General features: G+C 70.1%; 31 protein-coding genes. 19 read left to right on the plus strand and 12 right to left on the minus strand.

Annotated features, from left to right (window positions below):
* Positions 1-194 (plus strand): hypothetical protein (locus tag Aco04nite_RS46985; RefSeq protein WP_213003660.1); only part of this gene is annotated, 194 nt, incomplete at its 5' end.
* A gap of 118 nt (positions 195-312) precedes the next feature.
* Here Aco04nite_RS46985 and Aco04nite_RS46990 read toward each other — a convergent pair.
* Positions 313-504 carry a DUF5703 family protein gene (locus Aco04nite_RS46990; RefSeq protein WP_203839468.1) on the minus strand — a complete coding sequence of 64 codons (192 nt, stop codon included), beginning with the start codon at positions 502-504 and terminating at the stop codon, positions 313-315.
* A 5-nt stretch (positions 505-509) separates the two neighbouring features.
* Entirely contained in the window at positions 510-1,526 is a 1,017-nt protein-coding gene (locus Aco04nite_RS46995) for an aldo/keto reductase (protein WP_213003661.1), read from the minus strand.
* A gap of 166 nt (positions 1,527-1,692) precedes the next feature.
* Between Aco04nite_RS46995 and Aco04nite_RS47000 the strand changes: the two genes are divergently transcribed.
* The 6 genes from Aco04nite_RS47000 (at position 1,693) to Aco04nite_RS47025 (ending at position 7,063) form a co-directional block, all read left to right on the plus strand.
* On the plus strand, positions 1,693-2,745 hold the full coding sequence (locus tag Aco04nite_RS47000; protein WP_213003662.1) for an LLM class F420-dependent oxidoreductase: 1,053 nt from the start codon (positions 1,693-1,695) through the stop codon (positions 2,743-2,745).
* Between the two features lies 1 nt (position 2,746).
* Positions 2,747-3,430, plus strand: coding sequence for a histidine phosphatase family protein (locus tag Aco04nite_RS47005; RefSeq protein ID WP_213003663.1), 684 nt, complete (start codon positions 2,747-2,749; stop codon positions 3,428-3,430).
* A gap of 109 nt (positions 3,431-3,539) precedes the next feature.
* Positions 3,540-4,139, plus strand: a complete 600-nt coding sequence (locus Aco04nite_RS47010) for a DUF3090 domain-containing protein (RefSeq protein ID WP_213003664.1) — start codon at positions 3,540-3,542, stop codon at positions 4,137-4,139.
* Positions 4,136-4,951 (plus strand): SCO1664 family protein, encoded by an 816-nt coding sequence (locus tag Aco04nite_RS47015; RefSeq protein ID WP_280519503.1) that lies wholly within the window; start codon positions 4,136-4,138, stop codon positions 4,949-4,951. The genes Aco04nite_RS47010 and Aco04nite_RS47015 overlap by 4 nt, the downstream gene beginning before the upstream one ends.
* A gap of 55 nt (positions 4,952-5,006) precedes the next feature.
* Positions 5,007-6,245, plus strand: a complete 1,239-nt coding sequence (mshC, locus tag Aco04nite_RS47020) for a cysteine--1-D-myo-inosityl 2-amino-2-deoxy-alpha-D-glucopyranoside ligase (RefSeq protein WP_213003665.1) — start codon at positions 5,007-5,009, stop codon at positions 6,243-6,245.
* Positions 6,246-6,277: 32 nt separating this feature from the next.
* Positions 6,278-7,063: a hypothetical protein gene (locus Aco04nite_RS47025; RefSeq protein ID WP_213003666.1), complete on the plus strand. Its 786-nt coding sequence runs from the start codon at positions 6,278-6,280 to the stop codon at positions 7,061-7,063.
* Positions 7,064-7,203: 140 nt separating this feature from the next.
* On the opposite strand, the gene Aco04nite_RS47030 is transcribed toward Aco04nite_RS47025, so the two are convergent.
* Complete coding sequence (locus Aco04nite_RS47030; protein WP_203839461.1) at positions 7,204-7,995, minus strand: GntR family transcriptional regulator; 792 nt, start codon at positions 7,993-7,995, stop codon at positions 7,204-7,206.
* A gap of 203 nt (positions 7,996-8,198) precedes the next feature.
* Between Aco04nite_RS47030 and Aco04nite_RS47035 the strand changes: the two genes are divergently transcribed.
* The gene (locus Aco04nite_RS47035; protein ID WP_213003667.1) at positions 8,199-8,552 is read left to right on the plus strand and encodes a hypothetical protein; all 354 of its coding nucleotides are present in this window, start codon (positions 8,199-8,201) and stop codon (positions 8,550-8,552) included.
* A gap of 251 nt (positions 8,553-8,803) precedes the next feature.
* On the opposite strand, the gene Aco04nite_RS47040 is transcribed toward Aco04nite_RS47035, so the two are convergent.
* A complete protein-coding gene (locus Aco04nite_RS47040; RefSeq protein ID WP_213003668.1) occupies positions 8,804-9,700 on the minus strand; it encodes a TetR/AcrR family transcriptional regulator C-terminal domain-containing protein in 897 nt (298 codons plus the stop codon).
* 89 nt (positions 9,701-9,789) lie between these two features.
* Between Aco04nite_RS47040 and Aco04nite_RS47045 the strand changes: the two genes are divergently transcribed.
* Together Aco04nite_RS47045 and Aco04nite_RS47050 are read left to right on the plus strand one after the other, a co-directional pair.
* Positions 9,790-10,515: an ABC transporter ATP-binding protein gene (locus Aco04nite_RS47045; RefSeq protein WP_213003669.1), complete on the plus strand. Its 726-nt coding sequence runs from the start codon at positions 9,790-9,792 to the stop codon at positions 10,513-10,515.
* Entirely contained in the window at positions 10,512-11,750 is a 1,239-nt protein-coding gene (locus Aco04nite_RS47050; protein ID WP_213003670.1) for an FtsX-like permease family protein, read from the plus strand. Before Aco04nite_RS47045 ends, Aco04nite_RS47050 begins: the two co-directional genes overlap by 4 nt.
* A 118-nt stretch (positions 11,751-11,868) precedes the next feature.
* Here Aco04nite_RS47050 and Aco04nite_RS47055 read toward each other — a convergent pair whose 3' ends face one another.
* From Aco04nite_RS47055 to hpt, 4 genes are all read right to left on the minus strand, one after another.
* Complete coding sequence (locus Aco04nite_RS47055) at positions 11,869-12,738, minus strand: PAC2 family protein (protein WP_213003671.1); 870 nt, start codon at positions 12,736-12,738, stop codon at positions 11,869-11,871.
* 116 nt (positions 12,739-12,854) lie between these two features.
* Complete coding sequence (locus tag Aco04nite_RS47060) at positions 12,855-13,376, minus strand: pyridoxamine 5'-phosphate oxidase family protein (protein WP_213003672.1); 522 nt, start codon at positions 13,374-13,376, stop codon at positions 12,855-12,857.
* Positions 13,318-14,082 carry an HAD family hydrolase gene (locus Aco04nite_RS47065; RefSeq protein ID WP_213003673.1) on the minus strand — a complete coding sequence of 255 codons (765 nt, stop codon included), beginning with the start codon at positions 14,080-14,082 and terminating at the stop codon, positions 13,318-13,320. Before Aco04nite_RS47065 ends, Aco04nite_RS47060 begins: the two co-directional genes overlap by 59 nt.
* 117 nt (positions 14,083-14,199) lie before the next feature.
* Entirely contained in the window at positions 14,200-14,745 is a 546-nt protein-coding gene (gene hpt / locus Aco04nite_RS47070) for a hypoxanthine phosphoribosyltransferase (protein WP_344646582.1), read from the minus strand.
* A gap of 140 nt (positions 14,746-14,885) precedes the next feature.
* Here hpt and Aco04nite_RS47075 point away from each other — a divergent pair, with 140 nt between their 5' ends.
* The 6 genes from Aco04nite_RS47075 to Aco04nite_RS47100 all read left to right on the plus strand — a co-directional run bounded on the left by Aco04nite_RS47075 (position 14,886) and on the right by Aco04nite_RS47100 (position 19,767).
* The gene (locus Aco04nite_RS47075) at positions 14,886-15,737 is read left to right on the plus strand and encodes a hypothetical protein (RefSeq protein WP_213003675.1); all 852 of its coding nucleotides are present in this window, start codon (positions 14,886-14,888) and stop codon (positions 15,735-15,737) included.
* A 158-nt stretch (positions 15,738-15,895) separates the two neighbouring features.
* Positions 15,896-16,897 (plus strand): CDP-alcohol phosphatidyltransferase family protein, encoded by a 1,002-nt coding sequence (locus tag Aco04nite_RS47080; RefSeq protein WP_213003676.1) that lies wholly within the window; start codon positions 15,896-15,898, stop codon positions 16,895-16,897.
* 345 nt (positions 16,898-17,242) lie between these two features.
* A complete protein-coding gene (locus Aco04nite_RS47085) occupies positions 17,243-17,788 on the plus strand; it encodes a hypothetical protein (protein WP_213003677.1) in 546 nt (181 codons plus the stop codon).
* A 556-nt stretch (positions 17,789-18,344) separates the two neighbouring features.
* Positions 18,345-18,683 carry an ArsR/SmtB family transcription factor gene (locus Aco04nite_RS47090; protein WP_213003678.1) on the plus strand — a complete coding sequence of 113 codons (339 nt, stop codon included), beginning with the start codon at positions 18,345-18,347 and terminating at the stop codon, positions 18,681-18,683.
* A complete protein-coding gene (locus Aco04nite_RS47095; RefSeq protein WP_213003679.1) occupies positions 18,680-19,144 on the plus strand; it encodes an SRPBCC family protein in 465 nt (154 codons plus the stop codon). Before Aco04nite_RS47090 ends, Aco04nite_RS47095 begins: the two co-directional genes overlap by 4 nt.
* The gene (locus Aco04nite_RS47100) at positions 19,144-19,767 is read left to right on the plus strand and encodes a dihydrofolate reductase family protein (protein WP_213003680.1); all 624 of its coding nucleotides are present in this window, start codon (positions 19,144-19,146) and stop codon (positions 19,765-19,767) included. The genes Aco04nite_RS47095 and Aco04nite_RS47100 overlap by 1 nt, the downstream gene beginning before the upstream one ends.
* Before the next feature lie 44 nt (positions 19,768-19,811).
* On the opposite strand, the gene Aco04nite_RS47105 is transcribed toward Aco04nite_RS47100, so the two are convergent.
* A complete protein-coding gene (locus Aco04nite_RS47105; protein ID WP_213003681.1) occupies positions 19,812-20,750 on the minus strand; it encodes an NADP-dependent oxidoreductase in 939 nt (312 codons plus the stop codon).
* A gap of 84 nt (positions 20,751-20,834) precedes the next feature.
* Here Aco04nite_RS47105 and Aco04nite_RS47110 point away from each other — a divergent pair, with 84 nt between their 5' ends.
* Positions 20,835-21,464, plus strand: coding sequence for a TetR/AcrR family transcriptional regulator (locus Aco04nite_RS47110; RefSeq protein ID WP_213003682.1), 630 nt, complete (start codon positions 20,835-20,837; stop codon positions 21,462-21,464).
* Here the strand turns inward: Aco04nite_RS47110 and Aco04nite_RS47115 are convergent.
* Positions 21,410-22,138, minus strand: a complete 729-nt coding sequence (locus Aco04nite_RS47115; protein WP_244876814.1) for a YqjF family protein — start codon at positions 22,136-22,138, stop codon at positions 21,410-21,412. The two genes, Aco04nite_RS47110 and Aco04nite_RS47115, sit on opposite strands and share 55 nt — an antisense overlap.
* Positions 22,139-22,177: 39 nt before the next feature.
* Positions 22,178-23,152, minus strand: coding sequence for an aldo/keto reductase (locus Aco04nite_RS47120; RefSeq protein WP_213003684.1), 975 nt, complete (start codon positions 23,150-23,152; stop codon positions 22,178-22,180).
* 175 nt (positions 23,153-23,327) lie between these two features.
* Here Aco04nite_RS47120 and Aco04nite_RS47125 point away from each other — a divergent pair, with 175 nt between their 5' ends.
* Positions 23,328-24,068, plus strand: a complete 741-nt coding sequence (locus Aco04nite_RS47125; RefSeq protein WP_213003685.1) for a neutral zinc metallopeptidase — start codon at positions 23,328-23,330, stop codon at positions 24,066-24,068.
* A 132-nt stretch (positions 24,069-24,200) separates the two neighbouring features.
* Positions 24,201-24,848 carry an HAD family hydrolase gene (locus tag Aco04nite_RS47130; RefSeq protein ID WP_213003688.1) on the plus strand — a complete coding sequence of 216 codons (648 nt, stop codon included), beginning with the start codon at positions 24,201-24,203 and terminating at the stop codon, positions 24,846-24,848.
* 433 nt (positions 24,849-25,281) lie between these two features.
* On the opposite strand, the gene Aco04nite_RS47135 is transcribed toward Aco04nite_RS47130, so the two are convergent.
* The coding region (locus Aco04nite_RS47135; RefSeq protein ID WP_213003686.1) for a hypothetical protein at positions 25,282-25,492 on the minus strand (211 nt) is incomplete at its 5' end.

Consider the following 25,492-nt stretch of genomic DNA (forward strand, 5'->3'; position numbering starts at 1 on the left):
GAACGGCGGCTGCCGTACTAGTCCGTTTTTGCACCCTCGACAGCAGCGGGCGCAATGCGACTTTGGGTGCGGTCAACCCGCGGGGTGTGGGGTGGGCGGCGATGGGCGCGATCAGCCCGCGGGGTGTGGGGTGGGCGGCGATGGGCGCGATCAGCCCGCGGGGTGTGGGGTGGGCGGCGATGGGTTGCGGCTGACCCCGCTGGGTGTGGGGTGGGCGGTGATGGGTGTAGCTCGCCCGCGGGGTGTGGGGAGGGCGGCCAAACCGGGGGTGTGGCGTTGGGGAAGTGGCCTGGCCGGTGGGGCGGGGCGCTTTTACGTGGAGAGGCCGGGCTGGGGGGTGTCGCGGACTCGGCGGCGGAGCATGACTTTGCGGCTGCCGTCGCGGTAGAGCTGCACGCGGGCGAGTTCCCAGCCGGAGAATTCGGCTTGGATCGCCAGTTGGGCCGCGGCGGTGAGGCGATCGACGTTCGAAGGCAGCCGGAGCGGGGCGTACTCGTAGTCCATGGCCTCTAATATGCGCCAGGCTCGGGCGAGTGACCAGTCCCCGGGCCGGTCAGGCCCTCTCTCTCCGGATATCCCATGGTGATCGCGGACACGTCGTCGAGGGCGAGGGCGATCTCCGACGGCAGCGTCAGGTCCTCGCTGAGCAGAGCTCCCTGGAGTTGCCCGGCCGTGCGGGCACCGAGGATCGGGGCGGCGACGCCGGGCCGGTCGCGGATCCAGGCGAGCGCGACCTCGAGCGGTTCCACGCCCAGCCCCGCGGCGGCCGTCACGACCGCTTCGACGATGCTGGAGCTGCGCGGCTCGAGGTAGGGCTGCACGAACGGTGCCAGGTGATCGGTGGCAGCGCGGGAGTCGAGCGGGCGGCCGTTGCGGTATTTGCCCGTGAGTACGCCGCGGCCCAGTGGGGACCAGGGCAGGATGCCGATTCCCAGGGCCGATGCGGCGGGCATCACCTCGCGTTCGATGCCCCGTTCCAGCAGCGAATACTCGACCTGGGTGGCGACGATGGGCGCGCGGCCGGGGTAGGAGCGCTGCCAGGTGGCGTACTGGGCGGTCTGCCAGCCGGCGAAGTTGGAGACGCCGACGTAGCGGACCCGGCCGCTGGACACCGCGTGGTCGAGCGCGGACAGCGTCTCCTCCATCGGTGTGTGCGGGTCGGAGCCGTGCAGCTGCCACAGGTCGACATAGTCGGTGCCGAGGCGGCGCAGGGAGGCGTCGAGCGTACGCAGAAGGTGGCCTCTGGAGCTGTCACGCCGGCGGTAACCCGCGTGGCCGAGACCCGCCTTGGTCGCGATTACCACCTCGTCGCGCGGCACCAGATGATCGAGCAGCGACCCGATCACCGCCTCGGCGTCGCCGTCACCGTAGACGTCGGCCGTGTCGACCAGCGTGCCGCCGGCGTCGAGGAAGAGCTTGAGTTGCGCGGCCGCGTCGTCGGGGTCGGTGTCCCGGCCCCACGTCATGGTGCCGAGACCGAGCCGCGTGACCGCCAGCCCGCTCCGGCCGAGCGGTCGCTGTTGCATGCATGAACCTTATTCAGCCTTGACAACCTGCGGAACGCTCTGTGCGGCCCGATCACGCCGCAGATCCGTCGGGTACGCGACGCAAGTACCCGGAGATCACTCTGAGTGGCGGGCTAGGGTGGCAATCGCGGAACATCGGAGCTCCGCGCGCAGATCGGGAGGACCCGTGCGGCTCGGATTCAGCCTCGGATACCAGACAGCGTGGACCACGCCCGCCGACCACCTCGCCATGGCCCAGGAGGCCGACCGGCTCGGGTATTCCGTGGTGTGGGCGGCGGAGGCGTACGGTTCGGATTCGCCCAGCATGCTCGCGTGGATCGCCGGGCAGACCGAGCGGATCGACGTGGGCGCGGCGGTGATGCAGATCCCCGCACGCAGCCCCGCGATGACGGCTATGACGGCGGCGACCATCGACACGCTGTCCGGCGGCCGGTTCCGGCTCGGGCTGGGTGTGTCGGGCCCGCAGGTCTCCGAGGGGTGGCACGGCGTGCGCTTCGCGAAGCCGCTGGGCCGCACGCGGGAATACGTCGACATCGTCAAGCTGGCGATCGCCCGCAAGCCTGTCGCGTATGACGGGGAGCACTACCAGTTGCCGCTGCCCGACGGCGCGGGCAAGGCTCTGCGGCTGGGCTTTCATCCGCCACGTCCGAGCGTACCCATCTATCTTGCGGCTGTCGGACCGAAGAACCTGGAGCTGGCCGGGGAGATCTCCGACGGCTGGCTGGCCATCTTCTTCGCACCGGACGCCGCGGCCGAGTCGCTGCAGCACATCGAGCGCGGGCGGGCCAAGAGCGGCAACGGCCTGGCCGGGTTCGACGTCTGCCCGACCGTCCCGGTGGCGATCGGTGACGACATCGCGGCCTGCGCCGACCTGATCCGGCCCTACGCGGCCCTCTACGTCGGCGGCATGGGCAGCCGCGAGCAGAACTTCTACAACCAGCTGGCCGTCCGGATGGGTTACGCGGATGCGGCCAAGGAGGTCCAGGACCTCTACCTCGACCGCAAGGTACGCGATGCGGCCGCCGCGATCCCGCAGGAGTTCATCGAGCGTACGTCGCTGATCGGCCCCAAGCCGCGGATCGTCGAGCGCATCCGGGAGTACGCCGCCGCGGGTGTCGGCACGCTCTCGATCGCGCTGTACGTGGGCGACCGGGAGAGCGGCATCGCCACGCTGCGGGCGGTCGCCGAGGCGTACGAGGAGTCCGGGGTGGCCGAGTAACGTGGCGACCGTACTTCTGCTCCGCCATGGGCGGACCACGGCCAACGCCAGCGGCGGGCTCGCCGGCCGGTTGCCCGTTGAGCTCGACGACACCGGCCGTGACCAGGCGAAACGGGTCGGTGAACGGCTCCGGGAGCTGCCGCTCGCGGTGGTCGTGTCCAGCCCGCTGATCCGCTGCCGGCAGACCCTGGAGCTCGCCCTGCCGGGTGTGGCACCGCAGGTCGACGACGGGCTGATCGAGTGCGGGTACGGCGACTGGGAGGGCCGGCCGCTCGCGGAGCTGGCCAAGGACCCGCTCTGGCCGGTCGTGCAGCAGCACCCCAGCGCGGCGGTCTTCCCCAACGGCGAGGCCATGGCGGCGATGTCGGCGCGGGCGGTCGCCACGATCCGGCGCTGGGACGAGTTCGTGACGCGGGAACACGGGCCGGACGCGCTCTGGCTCGCCTGCAGCCACGGTGATGTGATCAAAGCCATCATCGCCGACGCCATGGGGCTGCACCTCGACCAGTTCCAGCGTCTCGTCGCCGATCCGGCCTCGGTCAGCGTGATCCGCTATACGCCCACCCGTCCGTTTCTGGTGCGGCTCAACGACACCGCGGACCTCGCTGCGCTCGTTCCACCGCCTGCTACGTCGGCGTCCTCGTCCGACGCCGCCGTGGGCGGTGGCGCTCAAGCGGGCGTTTGAGTGCTGACAGTGACCGTTGTGTTACCGCTGTGTAGCTCGCGTTGCGCCCTCGGCGAACCCCGCCCGGTGCGCCGCGCGCTCGTGCACGGCGGCGGATAGGGTCGTTGTCATGACCCACCAGGTGCATGCTTTCGAGCCGCCGGAGCGGTTCGTCGCCGGGACGGTGGGCGAGCCGGGCGACCGGACATTCTTCCTCCAGGCGCGCGGTGGCGGCCGGGTGGTCAGCGTTGCGCTGGAGAAGGTCCAGGTGTCGTTGCTCGCTGAGAAGCTCGAGGAGCTGCTCACCGAGGCAGGCCGGCGTTTCGGCGTCGACCTGCCGCAGACCTCCCCGCTGGCCGTCAACGACAACGAGCCGCTCGACACCCCCGTCGACGAGGAATTCCGGGTCGGCACGCTCGGCCTCGCCTTCGACGTCGACACCACCACGGTCGTCATCGAGGCGATCGAAGCGGGTGAGAACGACGCCGAGGTCGAGCTCGTGGGCGACGAGGACGACGACGACGTCCCGATCGGCGACGACGACGAGGACGAGGAGCCCGACGACGACCTCGACCGGCTCCGGGTCCGGCTGACCCCCGAGGCGACCAGGGCGTTCATCGCCCGAGCCAAACGCGTGGTCGCGGCCGGGCGGCCACCGTGCCCGCTGTGCGGCCAGCCGCTCGACCCGGCCGGTCACCTCTGCCCCCGGCACAACGGTTACCACCGGTGACCACGGAGCAGTCGTCGGTGCTCGCCGAGGACGACGCCCTGCAGCTGCTCAGCCGCGGGACGATGGAGCTCGAGGGCCGGCTGGTCGACGCCTCCAACACGACGCTGCGCGCCGAGATCACGCTCGACGGCCTGACCCGGCGCTGCGTCTACAAGCCGGTGCAGGGTGAGCGGCCGCTCTGGGACTTTCCCGACGGCACGCTCGCCGGGCGCGAGGTTTCGGCGTTCCTCGTCTCCCAGGCCAGCGGCTGGGGGATCGTGCCGCCCACGATCCTGCGCGACGGCCCGATGGGGACCGGCGCGTGCCAGCTCTGGATCGACGAGCCCGAGGACGCGCAGACGCTGATCGGCTTCGTCCCGGCCTACGACGTGCCGCAGGGCTGGTTCCCGGTCGCCAACGCGCGCGACGAGGACGGCGACGCGTACGCCCTGGCCCACGCCGACGACCCCCGCCTCAACCGGCTGGCCGTCCTCGACGCGGTGATCAACAACGCCGACCGCAAGGGCGGCCACGTCCTCTACGCCACGGACGGCCGCATCCACGGCGTCGACCACGGCATCAGCTTCCACGTCGAGAACAAGCTCCGCACGGTGCTCTGGGGCTGGACGGGCAAGCCGATCCCCGCCGAGTCGATCGAGGTGCTGAAACAGCTCGCGGAGGCCCTCGACGGCACGCTCGGGGAGCAGCTCGAGGAGCACCTGACGATCACCGAGGTGCAGCAGACCCGGGTGCGGGTGCGGCGCCTGCTGCGCAAGGGACGCTTCCCCAGCCCGCCCCAGGACTGGCCCGCCGTGCCCTGGCCGCCCGTCTGAGGCTTTACTCACGTGCCCCGCGATTCTGTCGGGGGGTCTCGATAGGCTCAAGGGCATGGACGCTTGGACCGGGCACGAGGTGCCGAAACTGCCGGGGACTTCCACCCCGCCGGATTTGTACGACTCGGCCCGCCGGGAGGTCGCCCCGACATCCCCCGGGCAGACGGCCACCATGTACGTCTGCGGCATCACCCCGTACGACGCGACCCACCTCGGGCACGCCGCCACGATGATCACCTTCGACCTGGTGCAGCGGCTCTGGCGCGACGCCGGCCACGACGTGACCTACGTGCAGAACGTCACCGACATCGACGACCCGCTCCTCGAGCGCGCCACCCGCGACGGCGAGGACTGGATCGTCCTGGCCATGCGTGAGACGGCCCTGTTCCGCGAGGACATGGAAGCCCTGCGGATGATCCCGCCGGCGCACTACGTCGGCGCGGTCGAGTCCATCCCCGCGATCGCCGCCCACGTGCGCGAGCTCGTCGCCGGCGGCGCGGCCTACACCCTCGACGACGGCACCGGCGACGTCTACTACACGATCGCGGCGTCCCCGAATTTCGGCTACGAGTCCAACCTCTCCCGCGACGAGATGCTGAAGCTCTCCGCGGAGCGCGGCGGCGACCCGGAACGCCCCGGCAAACGCGACCCCCTCGACCCGCTGCTCTGGCGCGGCGCCCGCGACGGCGAGCCGGCCTGGGACGGCGGCGACCTCGGCCCCGGCCGCCCCGGCTGGCACATCGAGTGCGCCACCATCGCCCTCGGCCTGCTCGGTAACCGCATCGACGTCCAGGGCGGCGGCAACGACCTGCTCTACCCCCACCACGAGTGCTCGGCCGCCCACGCCGAACGCCTCACCGGCGAGGCACCCTTCGCCGCCCACTACGTCCACGCGGGCATGATCGGCCTCGACGGCGAGAAGATGTCCAAGTCCAAGGGCAACCTGGTCTTCGTCTCCCGCCTGCGCGGCGACGGCGTCGACCCCATGGCCGTGCGCCTCGCCCTTCTCACCGGCCACTACCGCACCGACCGCCAGTGGACCGACGACACCCTCAAGACCGGCCAGGAACGCCTCGCCCGCTGGCGCTCCGCCGCGGAGGCCCCGGCCGGCCCGTCGGGCGAGGGCCTGCTCGCCGCGGTCCGCGAGGCCCTGCACCACGACCTCGACACCCCCGCCGCCATCGCCGTCGTCGACGCCTGGGCCGACGCCGCCCTCGCCGGCACGGGCGACGACACCCTCGCCCCCGTCCTGATGAGCACCACGGTGGACGCGCTCCTGGGCGTACGCCTCTGAACCTGCCCGTCGACTTCCACGACAACGGCGCGTTGAAGTGGGAGCTGCCGATCACGCTCCTGGTCACGACCGGGAGCGTGATCCTGCTCGCCGCCGGCGGTCTCTGGGTGGGACACGATTCGTCCCAGTGGCTACTTGCGGCCGGCGGCGTCGGGCTCTTCGTGGCGGTGACCGGCCGGTGCGCCTATCTCTGCGAGTCCCGTTACGAGGACAGGCCGCTGGCTCAGCCACCGCACAACACCCACCACAGTTCCCGGCGGCGGCTGGCACGCGTGCCAGCGAGCGGGATTGCGTACGTGGGGGGCGTACTCGGCGTATTGATGATCCTCGCCGCGGTGGTGAGCCCGGGTGACCGGCTCGAGGGGCTCGCCTTCACGGGTTTCGGCCTGGCCGTGATAGCGGGATGCTGGTTGGCGGGACCGGCTGCGCGGTTCGTCGTCACGCCGGCGCACCTGACCATCGACACGGCGTTCTACCGGATCCGGGTGCCGCGGCGGCTGCTCGGGGAATTCGTCCGGTCGCAGCTGGAGGTCCGGCTCCAGCTCACGAACGGCGATTTCTACGACCTGAGCGTCGACTCCCCGCTGTGGGGCCTGAGCGGCGCCGATCGACACCGCCTGAACTCCCGCTGCCAGGTCCGCACTGTCGCGCGGATCGTGGCGATGCTGAGCGAGGTGCGTGCCGAGGATCCCGATCCCGGCTCTGGTGTCGTGACCGGTCTGCGGCGGGGAACGGTGGCGTTCGCCGGCATCGCGGTCGTGGTGTGCTCTGCGCTCACGGTGATCGGAACCGTCGACATTTTCCGTTCCGGCGGCTGATTCACGTCGGCCGCTTGGGTTTGGCCGCTCGACGCTGGGCCTTTCGGCCGCTCGGGTGCTCGGGTTCTCGGGCCGCCCGGGTTCTCGCCGCTCGGGTGCTCGGCCGCTCGGGCTGCTCGGGCCGCTTGGGTGCTCGGGTGCTATGCCAGGGTGAGGCCCGGGTCGGGGTCGGGGTCCGGGGTGGGCGCGGGGATCCGGTATTCCTCCGTGAGGGTGGTCATCGGGCCCGGCCAGGTGGCCTGAGCGACCTCGATCGGCTTGCGGGTCTCGTCGAAGGCGACGTGCAGCAGATGCAGGACCGGTGTGTCCGGGCGGATCTGGAGGGTTTCCGCCTCGTCCCGGCTCGGCTGCCGGGCACTGATCGTGTCCGTGGCCGAGGTGTAGCGACGGCCGATGGCTTCCTCGGCCTCCTGGTAGAGCGGCCGCCCGTACGACTCGCGGCGCTCCAGGGACGTGCCGGAAGCATCGGTGACGCGGAACCAGGAGGCGCCGATCTCCACGGTCGCATCATCGGTGCGGACGATGTGCCGGCGAACCAGCATCTCCGTGCCGTCCCGGACCCCGAACGCATCCGCGACCTCGGAAGGTGCGGCCTCCCGCCCGACCGCGGTCAACTGCTGGCGGTACCGTGCCGCGAGATCCGCGTGGTAGCCGCGGTGCACGCCGTAACGGCCACGGGACAGCCGGTTCAGCCGGCGGCGGGTGCCCCGGACATACGTGCCGGAACCCGGTTTGGTGATCAGGATGCCCTCGACCCGGAGCTGGTCGACGGTCCGCTGCACGGTCTGCTTGGCGACCCCGAACATCTCCGCCATCGCCGGAATCGAGGGAAGCCGCTCGCCGGGCTGCCAGTCACCGCGCCTGATCCGCTCCTTGAGCTGCGCGGCGATCTGCCGATGGGGAAACTCCGCGGCGCCGGGGTTGATCGTCATACGCCGACCTCCTAACCCTAGGTTCCTAGGATGCGGCAATCCCCGCCCGCCGTCACCCTGACACGCCGACAACCGATGATTCGCCGACCCGGCGGCGGGGTCTGATACACCGACAACGGATGATTCGCCGACCCGGCCGCGGGGTCTGACACGCCGAATGGGCGGCGGGAGGGGCAGGGTGGGGGCCGTTAGGCTGCTCTGCCATGGAGGCTCTGCGGTTGATCTTGCGTTATGTGCATCTGATCGGGTTCGCGATGCTGCTGGGCGGCGCGATCGTGCAGTTCGTGTCGGGGAAGCTGAGGATCAATCCGGCTATGTTGTGGGGCTCGATCATTCAGGTGCTGACGGGGCTGGCGCTCTCCGCGCCGCTGCGGGGCGGTGGGGACGACGAGCCGAGTCCGGTGAAGCTTGCCGTGAAGCTGGTCATCGCCATCATGATTTTTGTGATGGTGTTCATCCCGTGGCGTAGGAAGCGCGAGAACGTCAACCGCGGCCACTTCATCGGCATCATCGCCCTCACCCTGATCAACGCCGCCGTCGCCACCTTCTGGCACTAGACCCCAGCGCGCACAGACCCCGCCCGGCTTCAGACCTGGCTGGCATCGGACCCCGCCCGGCATCGGACCCCGCCCGGCATCGGACCCAGTCCGGCATTGGACTTGGCTGGCATCGGACCTGGCTGGCATCGGACCCCGCCCGGCGTCAGGCCTAAGCGACACCAAACCCGGTCGGCGTCAGGCCTGGCTGGCATCGCGTCCCAGTCGTCCTGGGCGGCGCCGAATGCGGTCGGCGCTGAACCCGGTCGGCTCTATGTGTGGCCGGCGGGGGGTGACATGAGCGGGGCGAGGCCGTCGAGGAGGCGTTGCAGGCCGAAGTCGAAGAGGATGCCGAGGTCGAACTCGACGTCTGGCCGGGCGAGGTAGCGGGCCATGACCGGGAGGGTGCCGCGGCTGAGGATCTGGGTGAAGCGTTGTTCCTGGGAGCCAAGCCATTCCTCTTCGGTGAGGCCGGTGTCCTGGCGGGCCTGGATCTCGGCTTCGATGTTGACCGCTGTGCCGCGTACGTGGTTGGCGAGCATGACGGCGGCCCGGAACTGGCTGTCCGGGTCGAGCGTGGACAGGGCTCGCATCGAGTATTCGGTGTGGGCCATGGCGTTCGGGGCGAGCAGGGGGCGGGTGAACGAGATCGCCTGGGCGAGCCAGGGCTGGCGCTGGTACATCGTCCATTGCAGGCGGGCGCCGGCTTCCAGGCAGGCGCGCCAGCCGTGGACGCCGGGGGACAACGACGGTGGCGGGTTTGCTGCGAAGACCGTGTCCATCATGACGAGGAGCAGCTCCTCCTTGTCGGCGACGTAGCGGTAGAGCGACATCGTCGGGAGGCTCACCTCGCCCGCGAGGCGGCGCATCGACAGCCCGGCCAGGCCTTCGCGGTCGGCGACCTTGATGGCGGCCTCGATCACCTCGGACAGGTCGGGGTTGGCGCGGTCGGGGAGGGCGGAGGCGACCACGGTGCCGACGCCGGGGACGGCGCGCACCAGGCCTCGGTCGCGCAGGGTGGTGAGGACCTTGGTGGCGGTGGCCATGGCGATGCCGTGGGTGGTGATGAGCTGGCGGGTCGAGGGGACGCGGTCGCCCGGGGCGAGCTCACCCGTGGCGATGCGCGCGGCGATCTCGTCGGCGATGCGGGCGGACGGCGAGGTGTCCACAAGCTACCTCCGCACTAGTGCACTGAGCTGGGAAGAGAGGGGTGTTAGCACCACCGACCCAGCATATAGTGCGCTCGTACGGTGTACCAATGACTGACGCCGTACGGGTGGAATCGCTCTACAGGACCTATGACGCCGGCACTCCCGTCACCGCGCTCGACGGGGTGAGCGCGGCCTTCGCGGCGGGGACGTTCACCGCGGTGATGGGGCCTTCCGGGTCCGGGAAGTCCACGTTGCTGCAGTGTGCGGCGGGGCTGGACCGGCCGAGCGCGGGGAGGGTGTTCCTCGGCGGGGTGGAGCTGACCGCGACCGGGGACACCGCGATGACGAAGTTCCGGCGCGAGCGGGCCGGGTTCGTGTTCCAGGACTACAACCTGCTGTCGGCGCTGACCGTGGAGCAGAACGTCGTGCTGCCCCTACGGCTGGCGGGGCGGCGGCCGGACCGGGGCAGGGTCCGCGCGGTGCTCGGGACGCTGGGGCTGACGGAGCGGGCGGGGGAGTTGCCCGAGCGGCTGTCCGGCGGGCAGCGGCAGCGGGTGGCGGTGGCGCGGGCGCTGGTCGGCGAGCCCGCGGTGATCTTCGCCGACGAGCCGACCGGTGCCCTGGACCTGCGTAGTGCACGGGAGGTGCTGGCGCTGCTGCGGACGGCGGTTCGGGACTTCGGGCGTACGGTCATCATGGTCACGCACGATCCGATGGCCGCGGCGTACGCGGACACGGTGCTCTTCCTCGCCGACGGACGCCTCGCCGGGCAGCTGAGCGCGCCCACCCCGGAAGCCGTCGCCGCGCACCTCACCGAGCTGGTGGCGGCATGATCGCCATCGCGCTGCGCACCCTGCGGCACCGTCCGGGCGGGTTCGCCGCCACGTTCCTGTCGGCTTTCCTGGGCGCGTCGCTGCTGATGGCGTTCGCGTCGCTGCTGGACACCGCGGCCGGCGCCGACGAGGCCAGTGCGGAGTCGCTCGGCACCACGGCGAGTGTGGCGGGCGGCTGGTGCCTGGTGATCGTGGTGTTCGCGGTGACGTCGACGCTGAGCCTGGCCGTCCGGCAGCGCGGTGAACAGTTCGCGGTGCTGCGCCGGGCGGGTGCCACCGGGCCGCAGCTGCGCCGGATGATCGTGGGGGAGGCCGTGGCAGTAGCGGTGCTAGCGGCGGCGGTGGCCGTGCCCGTCGGGCTGGCCAGTGGGCGGGTGCTGCTGGGGTTGCTCAAGGACACCGGGCAGGTCGCGGAGGGCGTGGGCTATGCGTTCGGGCCGGTCGCGCTTGCTGCCGGGTTCGGGGTGACCCTCGTCGGGGCGGTGATCGCGGGATTCGCCACGTCACGGCGTACCTCGCGAATGGGGGTGAAGAGGGAGCGGCCACGGGCCCGGCGGATCGCCGCGGGGTTGTTCCTGGGGGCCGCGGCGGGTTGCGCGGTGCTGACGGCGACCGTGATGGACGGCAAGGGCATCGACGCGATGCAGACGGCGGGCCAGGCCGGGATCTGGGGCTCGATCGGGTTAGCGCTGCTAGCGCCGGAGCTGCTGAGACTGACCGGGAGCGGCGGGCAGCTGGCGAGCGCGGTGATGCCGGTGACGTTGTTCAGCGGGATCGCGACCGGCACGGTCTACATGCAGGGCATCGAGGACGACGCGGCGGCCGGGCAGATCCGGCCGGACTACGCCCGCGACATCCAGACGCTCAACTACGTCGTCGTCGGGATGATCACGGTGTTCGTGGCGATCATGCTGGTGAACACGCTCATCGCGGCGACCGTGCACCGGCGGCGAGAATTCGCGCAGCTGCGGCTGGCGGGCGCGACCCGGGGTCAGGTCACGACGATGGTCGCGGGCGAGGCGCTGCGGGTCACGGTGACCGGGATCCTCGCCGGCTCCGCCGCCTCGCTCTTCACGATCCTGCCGTTCGGCTCGGCCCGCACTGGCGAGATCTGGCCGAGTGCAACAATCGCACCGTACGCGGTGATCGCGGCGATCGCCGTGCTGCTGACAGCAACCGCGACCCTCGGCACGACCAGGCGCTCGATCCGCGGGCCCGCCCTGCTCCGAGCGTGACGGGCCTGCTCTGCCCCGGGCGTGACGGGCCTGCTCTGCCCCGGGCGTGACGGGCCTGCTCTGCCCCGAGCGTGACGGGACCGCTCTGCCCCGGGCGTGGACCCGGGGCACAGCGTTACTACCAGGAGCCGGCTGTCGGCCCCGCGGAACCGCCCCGGCGGCGCAGGTACTTCTCGAACTCGCTGGCGATCTCGTCACCGGTCAGCGGCTTGATGCCCTCGTCGCCGACCCGCTCCTCCAGCTCCCGCACGTATTCGCCGAGCTCCGAGTCCTGCTCGGCGGCGGCGCGCACGCGCTTCTCCCACTCGTCGGACTCCTCGGCCAGGTCGGCCAGGGGCACCGGCAGGTCGAGGACGTCCTCGAGCCGGCTGAGCAGCGCCAGCGTCGCCTTCGGGCAGGGCGGGTTGTTCGCGTAGTGCGGGACGTGCACCCAGAACGACAGAGCCTCCAGGTCGGCGCGTCCGGCGGCCTCCTGCAGGACCCCGACGATGCCGGTGGGCCCCTCGTAGCGGGTGGGGGCGACCTTGTACTTCTCCGCCATGCCCTCCTCCGACGCGCTCCCGCTGATCGGCAGGGGCCGCGTGTAGGGGACGTCCGCGAGCAGCGCGCCGAGCAGCATGATCCGGTCGACCTCCAGGCTGTGGCAGACCTCGAGGATCTGCTCGCAGAAGGTGCGCCACTTCATGCTCGGCTCGATGCCGCGGATCAGGACGACGTCACGGTCGGTCCCGGGCGGGCTCGCCACGCTGAATCGCGTGGTCGGCCACTCGATGCGCCGCGTCTCGCCGTCCGCCATGGTGGTGGTCGGCCTGCTGACCTGGAAGTCGTAGAACTCCTCCGGGTCGATGGTGGTGATCTCGCGTGCCTGCCACACCTGCTCGAGGTGCTCCACCGCGGCTGTCGACGCGTCGGCCGCGTCGTTCCACCCTTCGAAGGCGGCGATCGCCACGGGGGAGCGCAGCAGGGGAAGGCCGTCGAACTCTGTCACGGTGCCAACCTTTCGTACCTCGATACTCCAAGAGCCTACGTCCCGCGGCCGCACCGCACCGACCGGCCGCGCCGTGAGCGGCCCCTCACCCGCACCCGCCGACCCGCCCGCGAGCGTCACGAGCTGCCCGGACGCGTCCAGAACTGCCGGGGTGCGTACCCGTCGCGGCGCAGCCAGTGCTCGGTGTAGACGATCCGGTCCGCGGGGATGACCACCAGCGGTCCGTGCGGCGGTTCTCCCAGGTCACGGGACCGCTCGACATGATCGGACTGCCAGCGTACGGCGGGCCACCAGCGGTCGTACCCGTCGTCCCCGGGCTCCAGCACCCGGGCCCGTCCGAACACCTGCGCGCCCCGGCTGCTGGCCTGCCCCACCAACGGCGCGAAAACCCCGGCCGACACGCGCGGGTCGGCGGCGATGTTGCGCAATTTGGGCGTACGCGGAGCAGCGGTGAACACCAGCGTGAAGTCCACATGGAAGTAGCGGACCGGAGTGGCCAGGGCACCGGACGGCCCGGTCGTCGCGATCACGCACATGTTCTGCGAGGACAGCAGGTTCAGGATGCGCTCGTCGAGCCGCTCACGCGGAAGCTGCTCCGTCGGCGAGGGACCGGCGAGCCACGGATTCGTCACAGGCATGGACGATCATGGCATCCGGTGCACCGACGAGCGCGAGCAGGTCGCCGAGCTCATCGATGACGTCGTCCGGCCGGAAGTCGTCCGGCTCCACCCGCAGCGCCGCCGCGCCGGGGTGCCCGGCGTTGGTCACCAGCACCGGTCGCATCCCGGCCCGGAGCGCACCCCGGTGCTCGCGGCTGCCGCCGTCGCCGACATACCAGCACTGCGCCGGCGGCACACCGAGGCGGCGGGCGGCGGTGGCGTACAGGTGCGGGTCCGGTTTGCGGCAACGCTCCTGCCAGGAGAAGACGGGCTCGTCGACCAGTGGGGCGTACGGCGTGGAGTGCCAGCTCTCGACCAGCTCGCTGCTGCAGTCGCTGATCAGGCCGATCCGGAAGCCCCTGGCGCGCAGCGCGGCGAGGGTGGTCAGCGTGTCCGGCCGGGGGACCCGCATGCCCGCCGCGCCGGCCAGGTGCACGCGAACAGCGTCGTCCAGCATCGCCGGGGACGGGGTCGCGCCGCAGCGGGTTGCCACGGCGGCGAGGGTCTCGCGCGTACCGCCGAGATCTCCGCAGGCCCGCGCCCCGAACGACCCGGACATCTCCGCCCAGAACGCGCCGGGGTCGACGGCGAGCTGTGCCGCCGTGGCGGCGAACGACGCGCGCCGTCCAGACTCGGCTGACGGGTCGGTGAGGGTGCCGAAGAAGTCGAGAACGACCGCCCTCATCGGACGGCCCTGCTCATCAAACGGCCCTGCTCATCAAACGGCCCTGCTCATCGGACGGCCCTGCTCATCGGATGGCCCTGCCCATCAACGGCCTTGCTCATCGGATGGCCGTGCTCATCAGCGGCCGTGGTCGCGGACGACGTTGTCGGCGAGGATGGCGGCGCAGCGGAGGTTGCGGTAGCGGCCGCGGTAGTCCAGGCCGTAGCCGACGATCAGGCCCGTGGGGACGTCGAAGCCTGTGTACGCCGGGACGTCGAACGCCGCGCCCTCCGGTTTTCGCAGCAGCGCACAGACGGCGAGGGAGGCCGGGCGCCGGATGGTCAGGTTGTTGATCAGCCAGGACGCGGTGAGGCCGGTGTCGACGACGGCCTCGACGATGATGACGTCGCGGCCCTCGATGTCCAGATCAAGGTCCTTCAGCAACCGTACGGAGCCGGAGCTGCGTTTGCTCGTGGTGTACGACCGCATCGCCATCCAGCCGATCTCGACCGGGGTCTCCAGCGCGCGGGCAAGGTCGACAGTGAAGGTCGCGGCCCCGCCCAGGACGCCGATCAGCACGAGGTCACGCCCCGCGTAGTCCTTGCCGATCTCACGCGCCAGCTCGCCCACCCGCGCGAGGATCGTCTCCTCGCTCAGCAGCACCGATGCGAGATCGTCCGCCACGTGCCCAGCGTCCACCCGGTCCCCCTCACGCCCTACCGGAAATTTTGCCACGCTCCCCTGTGAGTTCCGCGGCGCCCGGCTCTCGTACCAATCGGGTCGATGTCCGGGAAATGCCGTCCTGACCAGGGCAAACTGCGGGGGTGGTCAAGCCGAGGCGGGCGGCGCTGGTAGTCGGGTATGTGGGGTTGGTCACGCTCGTCACGTTCGCCGGCCGACTGCTCCCCGGCCACGACAGCGCCGGTGACGTCGCGGGTGTCCTGAACGTCGTGCTGACGCTGCCGGCCGGGCTTGCGGTGTGGTTCTCGCTGGGGCCTGAGCTGCCCGTGGAGCTGGCCTATCCCGTGGCCGCGGTGGTCAACGTGATCCTGATCGCTCTGGTGCGGTTGACGGACCCGGCCCGGTCCGCCGAGGCCGCGGTCGAGCAGCGGCTCAGCGTCGCGCTGACCTCCAGCCGGCTTCCGGTGACCCCCATGCTCCGCAGCCACGGCACGGTTCCGGCCGGGCCGGTACGCGGCCGGATCGAGCGCAGCCTGCTCCTGCGTGACGTGCCGCTGGCGTTCCCCGAGCTGGCCGGTGTCTACCGCGAGCACTGGCAGGTTGCCGGGCTGCGGGTCCAGGAGCGGACCGACCCGCCGGCGCTGCGTGCGTTCGACGCTCAGGGGTACGAGCTGCTCATCGAGCCGGCTCCCGGCCACTTCGGTGAGACGGTGCTGCAGGTCCTCTCGCCGCCGCGCCTGCAGCTGCGGTTCACCGCGGGGGTGGTCGCCGGCGTAATGGTCGCCGGGGCGGTTCTCGTTCTGGGCCTCGTGAACTCGACGGACAGCTGGGGCTTCGCTGTCGGTGCCGGGGCTTCCGGCCTGCCGGCCCTCGCGAGCCTCGGTGTCGTACTGGGTGCGGTGGTCGTCCTCGGCTGGCCGTCGACGCGGGCCTTCGGGGTGGGGTTCTGCCTGCCGGTGGCGCTCGCCGTGGCCGCCGTACACACGATGATCTAGGCCTTTTGTTATCTCGGTGTTCATGATCATCTGGACCGATAGGTCGAAGATTTAACCTTTTGTCCACATGCTTGCCCTGCCCTTTATGCTTCCTGTCGTATTCCGGTAAGGTCCGCGCGTCTTTCTATTCATGTATTCATCACTTGGTGGAGTTGGGCATGGCACAACGGTTCACGCTCGGCGAGATCCGCACTCGCACATACAAGGATCGCGACGCCTGGTGGACCGTCTGGCTGGTCGACCCGCTCGCCTCGCGCCTGGTCTGGCTCGTCGCCCCGGTCCGGTGGATCACCCCGAACCTGCTGACCATGGGCGCGTTCCTGCTCGGCTTCGTCTCGGCGTACTGCTTCGCGCAGGGTGACTACCCCTGGCTGATCGCGGGCGCGGTCGTGTTCCACCTGAGCTTCGTGCTCGACTGCATGGACGGCAAGATCGCCCGGCTCAAGGGCACCGGCTCGGTCTTCGGCGCCTGGCTCGACTACGTCTTCGACCGCCTGCGCGTGGTCGTCTGCGCCGTCGCCCTCATGGGCGGCCAGTACGCGAAGACCGACAACATCCACTACCTGTGGCTCGCCGGCGTCGTGATCTTCCTCGACATGTTCCGCTACCTCAACGCCCTGCAGATGGGCAAGGTCAAGAACGACATGCGCCGCCGCCTCGAAGCGGCCCAGGGCGACGGCGTAGCGCCCCCCATGTTCGTCGAAGAGACGGACATGGAGCAGCCCGTCGGCGCGAGCACCCTCACCACCGCAGTCGACAGCAAGGGCGCGGAACGCCCGGTCGTCGACGTCTACGGCGACTTCCGCGCCAAGCTCGGCCCGCTGGTCAAGGTCCGCAACGCCCTCGTCCGCCAGCGCATCCGCGCCCACCTCTTCAGCGGCATCGAATTCCAGATGTTCGTCTTCATCCTCGGCCCGCTCACCAACCAGATCATGTTCTTCACGATCCTCTCCGCGGTCCTCCTCGCCGCCTTCGAGCTCCTGCTGATCTACAAGCTCTACACCGCCACCAAGAGCTACGCCCGCACGATGGCCAAAATCGGCGTCACCAGCGAAGCCCAGGCCGAAGCCGGCGCCGTCGCCGCCGGCCACGAAGAAGTCGAACAGGTCGTCGACCTCGAACAACTCGACGCCAACACGGTCGGCGCCACCCGCAACTGAGCCACCTGTCCTGCTCTCCAGCCGCCCGGCGCACCTGCGCCGGGCGGCTGTTTTTGTCCCGCCCGCCAGAGTGCTCGTTCTTCCCACGCGCGACTGCCTTCTCCTTGCGCGAGTGCCTTCTCCTTGCGCGGCTGCCTTCTCCTTCGTTTGCTCGTTCCTCCCGCCTGTTCCTTCACTCCGTCCTCGCCTTCTTCTCTCCGCCCGCCTCTCTCCTCCTCCCGCCTCTTCGCTCCGCCTGTCTCGCTCCTTCGCCTGCTTCGCTTCTCCGCCCGTTCCTCGTCCCTTCGCCGCTTCTCCCGCTTCGTTCCAGGGGTGCCGGGGGGACATTTCGGGCACACTGGTGGGGTGCATGATCATCCACTGGAGGTCGGCGAGGATGCGACCACCTTCTTCCAGCCCCGGGGCATGGTCTTCGTCACGATGCTCTGGGTGATCGCCCTGGTCTGGCTGCTGTGCCGCGGCCTCTACGTCCTGCTCCTGCTCGCGCTCGGCATCCGGCCCACGGCAGCCGACATCGTCACGATCGCCGAGAGCCTGCTCGTCGTACCCGTGGTAGCGGCCGGACTAATCGTCCTGGTCGCCTGGAACCGCTTCGGCTGGCTCAAAAGCTCCATGAAAGGCCTCGAGTTCGGCGCCACCGGCCGCCGCGGCGTCCACCTGCCCTGGTCCGCCATCGCCTCGGTGGGCCTGCGCCGCTGGGGCCCCTTCACCGAACTCGTCATCACCCCGACCACAATGACCGCAGTCACCGAACTCCCCGGCCCCGGCCGCCGCCCCCGCACCCTCCGCCGAGAATCCGGCCCGGCCTTCCTGCTCGACGTCGGCCTCATGTCCCCCGGCCCCACCACCCTCCTCGCCGAACTACACCGCCGCATCCCCTCCCGCGTCTGACCCCACCCGCCCCTGTCACCCGCTGTCGTGGCCGTAGTGGGCATCTCTTTAGTGCCGGTCTGGCTGCTGCCGTCTGGCCCCGTTTCGTCTGGCCCGCCGTCTGGCCCGCCGTCTGGCTGCGGCCGGCTGGCCTCGGCCGTGTTACCCGCTGGCTAACCCGACCTCTTCGTCTGGCCCCTTGACCCGGTCGCTCGGCCCAATCGCTTGACCCTGTCGCTCGGCCCGGTCGCTCGGCCCCAAGCGCTTGGCCCAAGCGTTCGGCCCCAATCGCTCGGTCGACCCGCTCGGTCGACCCGCTCGGTCGACCCGCTCGGTCGACCCGCTCGGTCGACCCGCTCGGTCGACCCACTCAGTTCAACCGCTCAGTTCAACCGCGCGGCCCAACCTCGCGGCCCGGTCCAAGCCCGGATGTCTGGCCCCGGCTGCTTGACCGGTGTTGGTGCGCGCCTTATGTTTAACGCGTACGTTAATTAACGAGAATGTTAAACAAAGGCTGGCAACAAATCAGTGACCGGCAACAGCAGGAACCGGCAACAGCAGTGACCGGCAGCAAGCAGTGACCGACGACCGGCTGAGCACGATCTTCGCGGCGCTGGCCGATCCGACGCGCCGGGCGATCCTGGCGCGCCTGGCGGAGGGGGATGCGACCGTGAACCAGCTCGCTGAGCCGTTCTCGATCAGTCTCCCGGCGATCTCCCGTCACCTGAAGGTCCTCGAGCACGCCGGCCTGATCACCCGTAGCCGTACGGCGCAGTGGCGTTCCAGCAGTCTGCAGGCCGAGCCTCTGCGTGAGGCGACGGCGTGGATGGACCGCTATCGGCAGTTCTGGGATGAGAGCTTCAGCCGGCTCGATGTGCACCTGCGGCGTATTCAATCCGAGGAGGAGAAACCATGAGCGACCGCGATCTTGTGATCACCCGGATCTTCGACGCGCCCCGGCATCTGGTCTACCGGGCGTTCACCGACCCCGACCAGCTCGCCCAGTGGTTCGGCCCGGTCGGCTGGTCCGTGCCCCGCGACGGCGTTGATGTGGACAACCGGCCGGGCGGACACCAGCGCTTCACCATGGTCAATGATGCCGATCCGGCCCAGACGGCGCTGGTCGATGCGCACTTCACCGAGCTCGTCGAGAACGAGTTGATCGTCGCGGAGGAGGACATGACCGCGATGACTGATTTTCCCGGGGACCTGCTGCACCTGCGCGTCGAGTTCCATGATGAGCCGGGCGGGCGTACCCGGATGATTCTTACTCATGGGCCCTACCCGGGTGATTGGGCGACCGAGTCGAGCGCGGGGTGGAACAGCTCCTTCACCAAGCTCGATCGGGTGCTCGCGCTCGTCGGCGGGGATCGCTGATGCGCAAGCTGCTGATCAACACCTTCCTGAGCCTGGACGGCATCATGCAGGCCCCCGGAGCTTCCGAGGAAGACAAAGACGCGGGCTTCGCGTACGGCGGGTGGTCGGTCAATTATTGGGACGACCGGATGAACGAGCTGATGTCCGCGGTGATGACGGAACCGTTCGACCTGCTCCTCGGTCGCCGCACGTACGACATTTTCGCCGCCCACTGGCCGCACACCTCGGAGGAGCTGGGCTCGGGCCCGCTCAACAACGCCACCAAGTACGTGGCGTCGCGCGGCACGCCGACCCTCAGCTGGGACAAGTCGGTTCTGCTCGGCGCTGATGTGCCGGCGGCCGTCGCGGAACTCAAGGCCGGTAACGGGCCGGATCTGCAGGTGCACGGCAGCGGCGACCTGATCCAGACCCTGCTGCGTCACGGACTGATCGACGAGTTCGGGCTGTGGACCTTCCCGGTGCTGCTCGGCTCGGGCAAACGCCTGTTCGCTGAGGGGACAGTTCCGGGGGGCCTGCGCCTGACCCGCTCCGAGACGATGTCCACCGGGGTGACCTTCAGTACGTACGTTCCCGCCGGCGAGATCGTGCCCGGCTCCTTCGCCCTGGACCAGCCGGAGATCTGACCACCCGTCGCGCTGTGGCGGCCCGCTGCGGTGAACGGGTGGGTTCACATGACGATCACCCGGCGGCCTCGGGTGTGGCCGGCGCGGCTGTCGATCTGTGCGGCGGCGGCCTCGGTGAGCGGGTACGCCTTCTCGACCGGGATGTGCAGCGCTCCGCGCGCGATGAGCCGGGCAGCCTCGGCGAGCGCCGCCGGCACGTCCCCGGTCACCCCGGAAAACCGCACCCCGAGCTCCGGCGCGCCCAGGTCCGCTATCGAGATCACCCGCCGCGGATCACCGGTCAGCTCGACAAGTTCGCGGATCACGCCCGAGCCGGCCAGGTCGAGAGCCGCATCGACCCGGCCGAGCTCCCGCACCCGCTCGGTCCATCCCGCGCCGTACGTCGTGGCGGCCGCGCCCAGGCTGCGCAGGTAGTCCTGGTTCGCGGCGCCGGCCGTCCCGATCACCGTGACGCCCCGCTCGCGGGCGATCTGCAGCACCGCCGACCCGACCCCGCCGGACGCTCCGCTGACCAGCAGCGTCTGCCCCGGCTGCACCCCGGTCTCGCCGATGATCCGCAACGCGGTCTCCACCACGGACGGGTATCCGGCCGCCTCTTCGAACGTCAGCCCCTCGGGCATCCGCGCCCAGGCCGACAACAGGGCGAACTGCGCGTACGTGTCCGACCCGCGCCCGAACACGTGATCGCCGACCGCGACCTTTGCGACGCCGGGGCCGCCAGCGACGCCGGGGCCGGCATCGACGTCGGACCCGGCATCGACGGCTGGGCCGATTTCGTCGACCACTCCAGCGGCGTCCTGTCCGATGCCGGAGGGCAGGGCGATCGGTGCCAGCTGGCCCTCGCGGTTGCGCCAGTCGGCGGGGTTGACGCCCGCTGCGCGCGCCGCGATGCGAATCTGGCCCGGTCCCGCGTGGGGTTCCTCGGCGTCCTCGAGTCGCAGGACGTCCGGACCGCCGAACTCGGCGAAGCTGATCCTCTTCATGCCGTGACCATAACCAGAACAGTTCTATTTTTACAACATCTCTAATTTTGGAGGTGCTAGCGCGAGACTTGCTAGGATCGGGCGATGACCGCGCCGACCGGACGCCGCGAGCGCAAGAAGGCCGCCACCCGTCAGAGGATCGCCGACACTGCGATGCGCCTCTTCCTGGCGCGCGGTTACGACGCGGTCGGCATCCGTGACGTAGCAGCCGAGGCCGACGTGGCCGTCGCCACGGTCTTCACCCACTTCGCCTCGAAAGAGGCGCTGGTGTTCGAGCTGGACGAGGACTTCGAGCAGCGGCTCGTCCTCGCGGTCACGGGCCGGGCGCCGCACGAGCCGTTGATCCCCGCACTGCGCCACGAGATCCACGCCCTGGTGCGTCATTGCACGGCGGACAGCACCGCCCCGACCTGGCGCATGATCTACGACTCGCCGGCCCTGCGGGACTACGAGGAGTCCATGCGACTGCGCCACGCGGAGTCCCTTGCCACCGCCATGGCCGCTGACCTCGGCCTGTCACCGCCCAGCACGGCCTGCCGCGCGATCGCGCGGTTCACCATCGACGCCTTCGCCGTCGCCCGCGAGGCTCCCGACCCGCAGGCCGCCGTCGACGAGGTCTTCGTGATGATCGCCGCGGCGTGGGAGGCCGCCCCTGTCGCTCAGGGTGCGGCGACCGCCGGTCCGCCGAAGGTCACGGGGACGCCGGGGGAGTAGAGGACGCTGTCCGGCGGGCGGGTCTGGCGGGGCAGGCCCGCTGCTTCGATCAGGCCGTCGTCGAGGTCGACCAGGTCGGCGTGGTGCAGCGGCCATTGGGGGTGCTCGTTGGGGAGGTGGATCGTGCGGCCCCAGGCGCGGGTGTGCAGTCCCCAGCGCGCGGTCAGGAAGTGTTCGAGGGGCGTGGGGGTGGGGTGCGGTGCTCCCACCCGTACTGAAAAGGACGATGACGGGCCTGACGGGCGCCGGTGGCTCGTGTAGCGCACCAGGTCGCCGTCTTTCTCCAGCCGCATCCGGGACCATTTGTACGGCAGCCGCAGCGTTGCCTGCGCCGTCAGCACCGGGATGAGCCGCTCGGCGTCCAGCGAGCGGAACACGACAGCGCGGCGACCCTGGTCGTCCACGCTGTAGAGCCGCACATTCGTCTCGCAGAACGTGCCGAGGTAGGGAAGGCCGGGACCGCGCAACGGACCGAGCCCCACCATGCGGAACCCGATCAGCCCGACATAGGTCATCCCGTCGAACGTGTCCGGCTCGGTGCCGCGGGGCAGCAACGGCGCCACGACGGCCGGTGGCACGGCCCAGTGCAGGAAAGCCAGGTCACGCCAGCTCTGCACCAGCCACGACCGTCGCACCGGCCGGACCGTCTCCGGTGTCACGTCCTCGATTCGCACACCGCCCATCATGCGCCGCTCTCCCGATGCCGGCGAAGCTCAGCGGCCGATGACGGACATGTCCGCGTAGCGGGCGCCGGTCGGGGGCTCGATCGCGGTCAGGCGGGCCAGCTGGGTCTCGGTCAGGGTCAGCGTGTCGGCGGCGAGGTTCTCCTCGAGGCGGCTCACGCGTTTGGTCCCCGGGATCGGGGCTATGTCGTCTCCCCGGGTCAGCACCCAGGCCAGCGCCACCTGGGCGGGGGTGGCTCCCGCCTCGGTGGCGACCGTTCTCACCTCGTCGACGATGCGCAGGTTGGCCGTGAAGTTGTCACCCTGGAAACGGGGCTGCCCCTTGCGGGAGTCGTTGTCGTCGAAGTCGGCCGGCGTGGTGATCGCGCCGGTCAGGAAGCCGCGGCCGAGCGGGGAGTAGGGCACGAACCCGATGCCCAGGGCGCGCAGGGTCGGCAGGACCTCGGCCTCCGGGTCGCGGGTCCACAGTGAGTATTCGGATTGGACCGCGGTGATCGGGTGGACGGCGTGGGCGCGGCGAATGGTCTCCGGCGCGGCCTCCGACAGGCCGATGTGGCGGATCTTGCCGGCCTGCACGAGGTCGGCGAGGGCGCCGACGGTGTCCTCGATCGGGACGGCCGGGTCCATGCGGTGCTGGTAATACAGGTCGATGTGGTCGACGCCGAGACGCTTGAGGGAACCGTCCAGCGCGATGCGCAGGGTGTCCGGGTGACCGTCGATGCTGCGGCCGCTGTCACCCGTACGGTGAGACATCAGCCCGAATTTCGACGCGATCACGACGTCGTCGCGGTGCCCGGCGAGCGCACGCCCGACCAGTTCCTCATTGGTGAACGGTCCGTAGCGTTCGGCCGTGTCAAAGAGTGTCACACCGAGCTCGATCGCACGGTGGATGGTGCGGATCGACTCGGCCTCGTCGGTGTTCTTACCTGTGTAGAAGGCGGACATGCCCATGCAGCCCAGCCCGATGCGGGACACGTCGAGACCTGCCAGCGACACCTGCTTCATGGAGCGTCTCCTTCGTGGGCCTGCCCGGGGAGGAACCGCTTCGAAAGGTACGCCCGGCCATCGCGACTCGCCCGGGCGCTCGCAGTGGCCAGCGCCACACACCCTCATCCGCGGGTGGGGCCGTTTCCGTATCGTGGATGTCACCCCGGTCACGCCAGCCCCTCGGAGGAACCGCATGCCGGTGCCGCACCGCAACCGCCTCATGATTCCGGCCCTGGCCGGCGCGGCCCTCATCGCCCTCGGCTGCGTCTCGGTGCCGCAGGCCGACGAACCGGCCGGGCAACGCCCCCGCGCCGCCACGACGACGACCAAACCTGAACCCCTCGACCCTGACGTCGACGGTACGGACACCGTGGAGGAATTCCAGTCCGACGTCGGGGACGCGCGCTCGATCGCCGAGGAGTACTGGAAGGCGCAGTTCGACAAGTCAGGAATCGACTTTCAACCGATCGCCGAGCTGATTCCGTACGACAAGGAAGGTGAAGTTGATTGTGGCAGTCAGGCACTGGGACTCAACAACGCCGCCTACTGCTCCGCCGGCGACTTCATCGCGTACGACGTGAACTGGTCCTTCGCCGCCTTCCGCCAGATCGGCGACGCCTTCATCTTCTACCTCCTGGGCCACGAGTACGCGCACGCCATCCAGCGCCGCCTCAACATCCAGAAAGAATTCACGATCGAGCAGGAACTGCAGGCCGACTGCATGGCCGGCGCCTATATCGGCGACGAGGAGAAAGCGGGCCGCCTGCGCCTCGAGGACGGCGACCTGGACGAACTCGCCGCCGGTCTCGAAGCGGTCGGCGACGACCCCGGCCAGCCCTGGTTCGCCGAGGGCGCCCACGGCACCGCCCGCCAGCGCACCAAGGCGTTCAAGAACGGCTACGAGGATTCCCTCACGCCCTGCGACCTCGGCTGAGCAATTTCACAGGGGGAGGCGGGTCACACCGGGCCTCGTGGGTGGTCCCGGCAGGGAAGAATGGCTTTCGGTGCACGCTCTTTCCGGTACGCGCTCAGGAGGCTCGCCCTGTCATCACGACAACCCGCCGCGGTGCTCTTCGACATGGACGGCACGCTCGTCGACAGCGAGAAGGTCTGGGACATAGCCCTGTACGAGCTGGCCACCCACGCCGGCGGCACGCTCTCGGAGTCCGCCCGCCTCGCCATGATCGGCAGCGCCATGGCCACCACCATGCGCATCCTCCGCGACGACCTGGGCCAGCCCGACCGCGACGAGGCCGCCGACGTCGCCTGGCTCGAACACCGCGTTGAGGAGCTCTTCGCCGACGGCCTCATCTGGCGCCCGGGAGCCCTCGAGCTCCTCCTCGCCGTCCGCGCCGCAGGCCTGCCCACCGCCCTGGTGACCTCCACCGGCCGCCGCCTCGTCGAAGTTGCCCTCAACACCCTCGGCCGCGAGAACTTCGACGTCATCGTCTGCGGCGACGAGGTCTCCGCCCCCAAACCCGACCCCGCCCCGTACCGCAGAGCAGCCGACCTCCTCGGCGTGAAAATCGCCGAATGCGTCGCCATCGAGGACTCCCTCACCGGCATGACCAGCGCCCTGGCCTCCGGCGCAGCAGTCCTCGCCATCCCCGCCGAGCTCGAGCTCCCTCCCACCACCGGCGTCCACCTCCGCGACACCCTCGTCGGCGTCGACCCCGCCTTCCTGGGCACCCTCTTCACCGAAATCCCAGCCTGACCCCACCGCCCGGACCGGCCGGTCTCTCCCGGTGGCGTGACGGTCGTACCGTTTCCTGGCCGACCAGGTCGGCGGAAGACCGGCAAGCGCATCTGCGCGCCTCCCTGCCGCCTCGCTTTGATGTGTCTGCGCTGGCCCGGGCCCGCTTCGATGTGTCTGCCTCGCCCGGCCCGCTCCGGTGTATCTGCGTTCGCCTCGCCTCGTCCCCTGGCTCCTTTCGCGCCCCATTGCCTTGTCCCGGGCTCCTTTCGCGCCGCCTGGCCTTGTCCCGGGCTCCTTTCGCGCCGCCTCGCCTTGTCCTCGCCTCGCCTCGCCTCGCTTTGTCCTCACCTCGCGTCGCCTTGTTCTTGCCTGGCCTCACCGTCACGGATTAACGCCGGGTTGGCGTGACTGTCACTCTCGGCGTTGTCTGTTTAGCGGGGACGCCGTGTTCTTAGCCCGCCCGTCGCGGCGGGCACAGCGGATCTTGATGGGTCTGCAGCTGCAGTGACCGGGGCGCGAGGCCGTGCATCCGCTCCTCGGTTTCAAATAGTGGATGTCGATCTTTCTGGCAGGCTTCACGGGGCGGAAAGTGTCGTACGTGTGTTCGATAATCGTGCTCATGTTGGTCCAGGTGCAGCAAATCGGTGACGACGCGGCGGTCC

The organism is Winogradskya consettensis (assembly GCF_018332715.1).
GTDB lineage: Bacteria > Actinomycetota > Actinomycetes > Mycobacteriales > Micromonosporaceae > Actinoplanes > Actinoplanes consettensis.

What these genes read in the sequence shown, in the direction of transcription:
- Aco04nite_RS46990 (WP_203839468.1), bottom strand. Translation starts at nt 504, where the DNA reads ATGGACTACGAGTACGCCCCGCTCCGGCTGCCTTCGAACGTCGATCGC.
- Aco04nite_RS46995 (WP_213003661.1), bottom strand. Translation starts at nt 1,526, where the DNA reads ATGCAACAGCGACCGCTCGGCCGGAGCGGGCTGGCGGTCACGCGGCTC.
- Aco04nite_RS47010 (WP_213003664.1), top strand. Translation starts at nt 3,540, where the DNA reads ATGACCCACCAGGTGCATGCTTTCGAGCCGCCGGAGCGGTTCGTCGCC.
- mshC (WP_213003665.1), top strand. Translation starts at nt 5,007, where the DNA reads ATGGACGCTTGGACCGGGCACGAGGTGCCGAAACTGCCGGGGACTTCC.
- Aco04nite_RS47030 (WP_203839461.1), bottom strand. Translation starts at nt 7,995, where the DNA reads ATGACGATCAACCCCGGCGCCGCGGAGTTTCCCCATCGGCAGATCGCC.
- Aco04nite_RS47035 (WP_213003667.1), top strand. Translation starts at nt 8,199, where the DNA reads ATGGAGGCTCTGCGGTTGATCTTGCGTTATGTGCATCTGATCGGGTTC.
- Aco04nite_RS47045 (WP_213003669.1), top strand. Translation starts at nt 9,790, where the DNA reads ATGACTGACGCCGTACGGGTGGAATCGCTCTACAGGACCTATGACGCC.
- Aco04nite_RS47050 (WP_213003670.1), top strand. Translation starts at nt 10,512, where the DNA reads ATGATCGCCATCGCGCTGCGCACCCTGCGGCACCGTCCGGGCGGGTTC.
- Aco04nite_RS47060 (WP_213003672.1), bottom strand. Translation starts at nt 13,376, where the DNA reads ATGCCTGTGACGAATCCGTGGCTCGCCGGTCCCTCGCCGACGGAGCAG.
- Aco04nite_RS47065 (WP_213003673.1), bottom strand. Translation starts at nt 14,082, where the DNA reads ATGAGGGCGGTCGTTCTCGACTTCTTCGGCACCCTCACCGACCCGTCA.
- Aco04nite_RS47080 (WP_213003676.1), top strand. Translation starts at nt 15,896, where the DNA reads ATGGCACAACGGTTCACGCTCGGCGAGATCCGCACTCGCACATACAAG.
- Aco04nite_RS47095 (WP_213003679.1), top strand. Translation starts at nt 18,680, where the DNA reads ATGAGCGACCGCGATCTTGTGATCACCCGGATCTTCGACGCGCCCCGG.
- Aco04nite_RS47100 (WP_213003680.1), top strand. Translation starts at nt 19,144, where the DNA reads ATGCGCAAGCTGCTGATCAACACCTTCCTGAGCCTGGACGGCATCATG.
- Aco04nite_RS47105 (WP_213003681.1), bottom strand. Translation starts at nt 20,750, where the DNA reads ATGAAGAGGATCAGCTTCGCCGAGTTCGGCGGTCCGGACGTCCTGCGA.
- Aco04nite_RS47110 (WP_213003682.1), top strand. Translation starts at nt 20,835, where the DNA reads ATGACCGCGCCGACCGGACGCCGCGAGCGCAAGAAGGCCGCCACCCGT.
- Aco04nite_RS47120 (WP_213003684.1), bottom strand. Translation starts at nt 23,152, where the DNA reads ATGAAGCAGGTGTCGCTGGCAGGTCTCGACGTGTCCCGCATCGGGCTG.
- Aco04nite_RS47125 (WP_213003685.1), top strand. Translation starts at nt 23,328, where the DNA reads ATGCCGGTGCCGCACCGCAACCGCCTCATGATTCCGGCCCTGGCCGGC.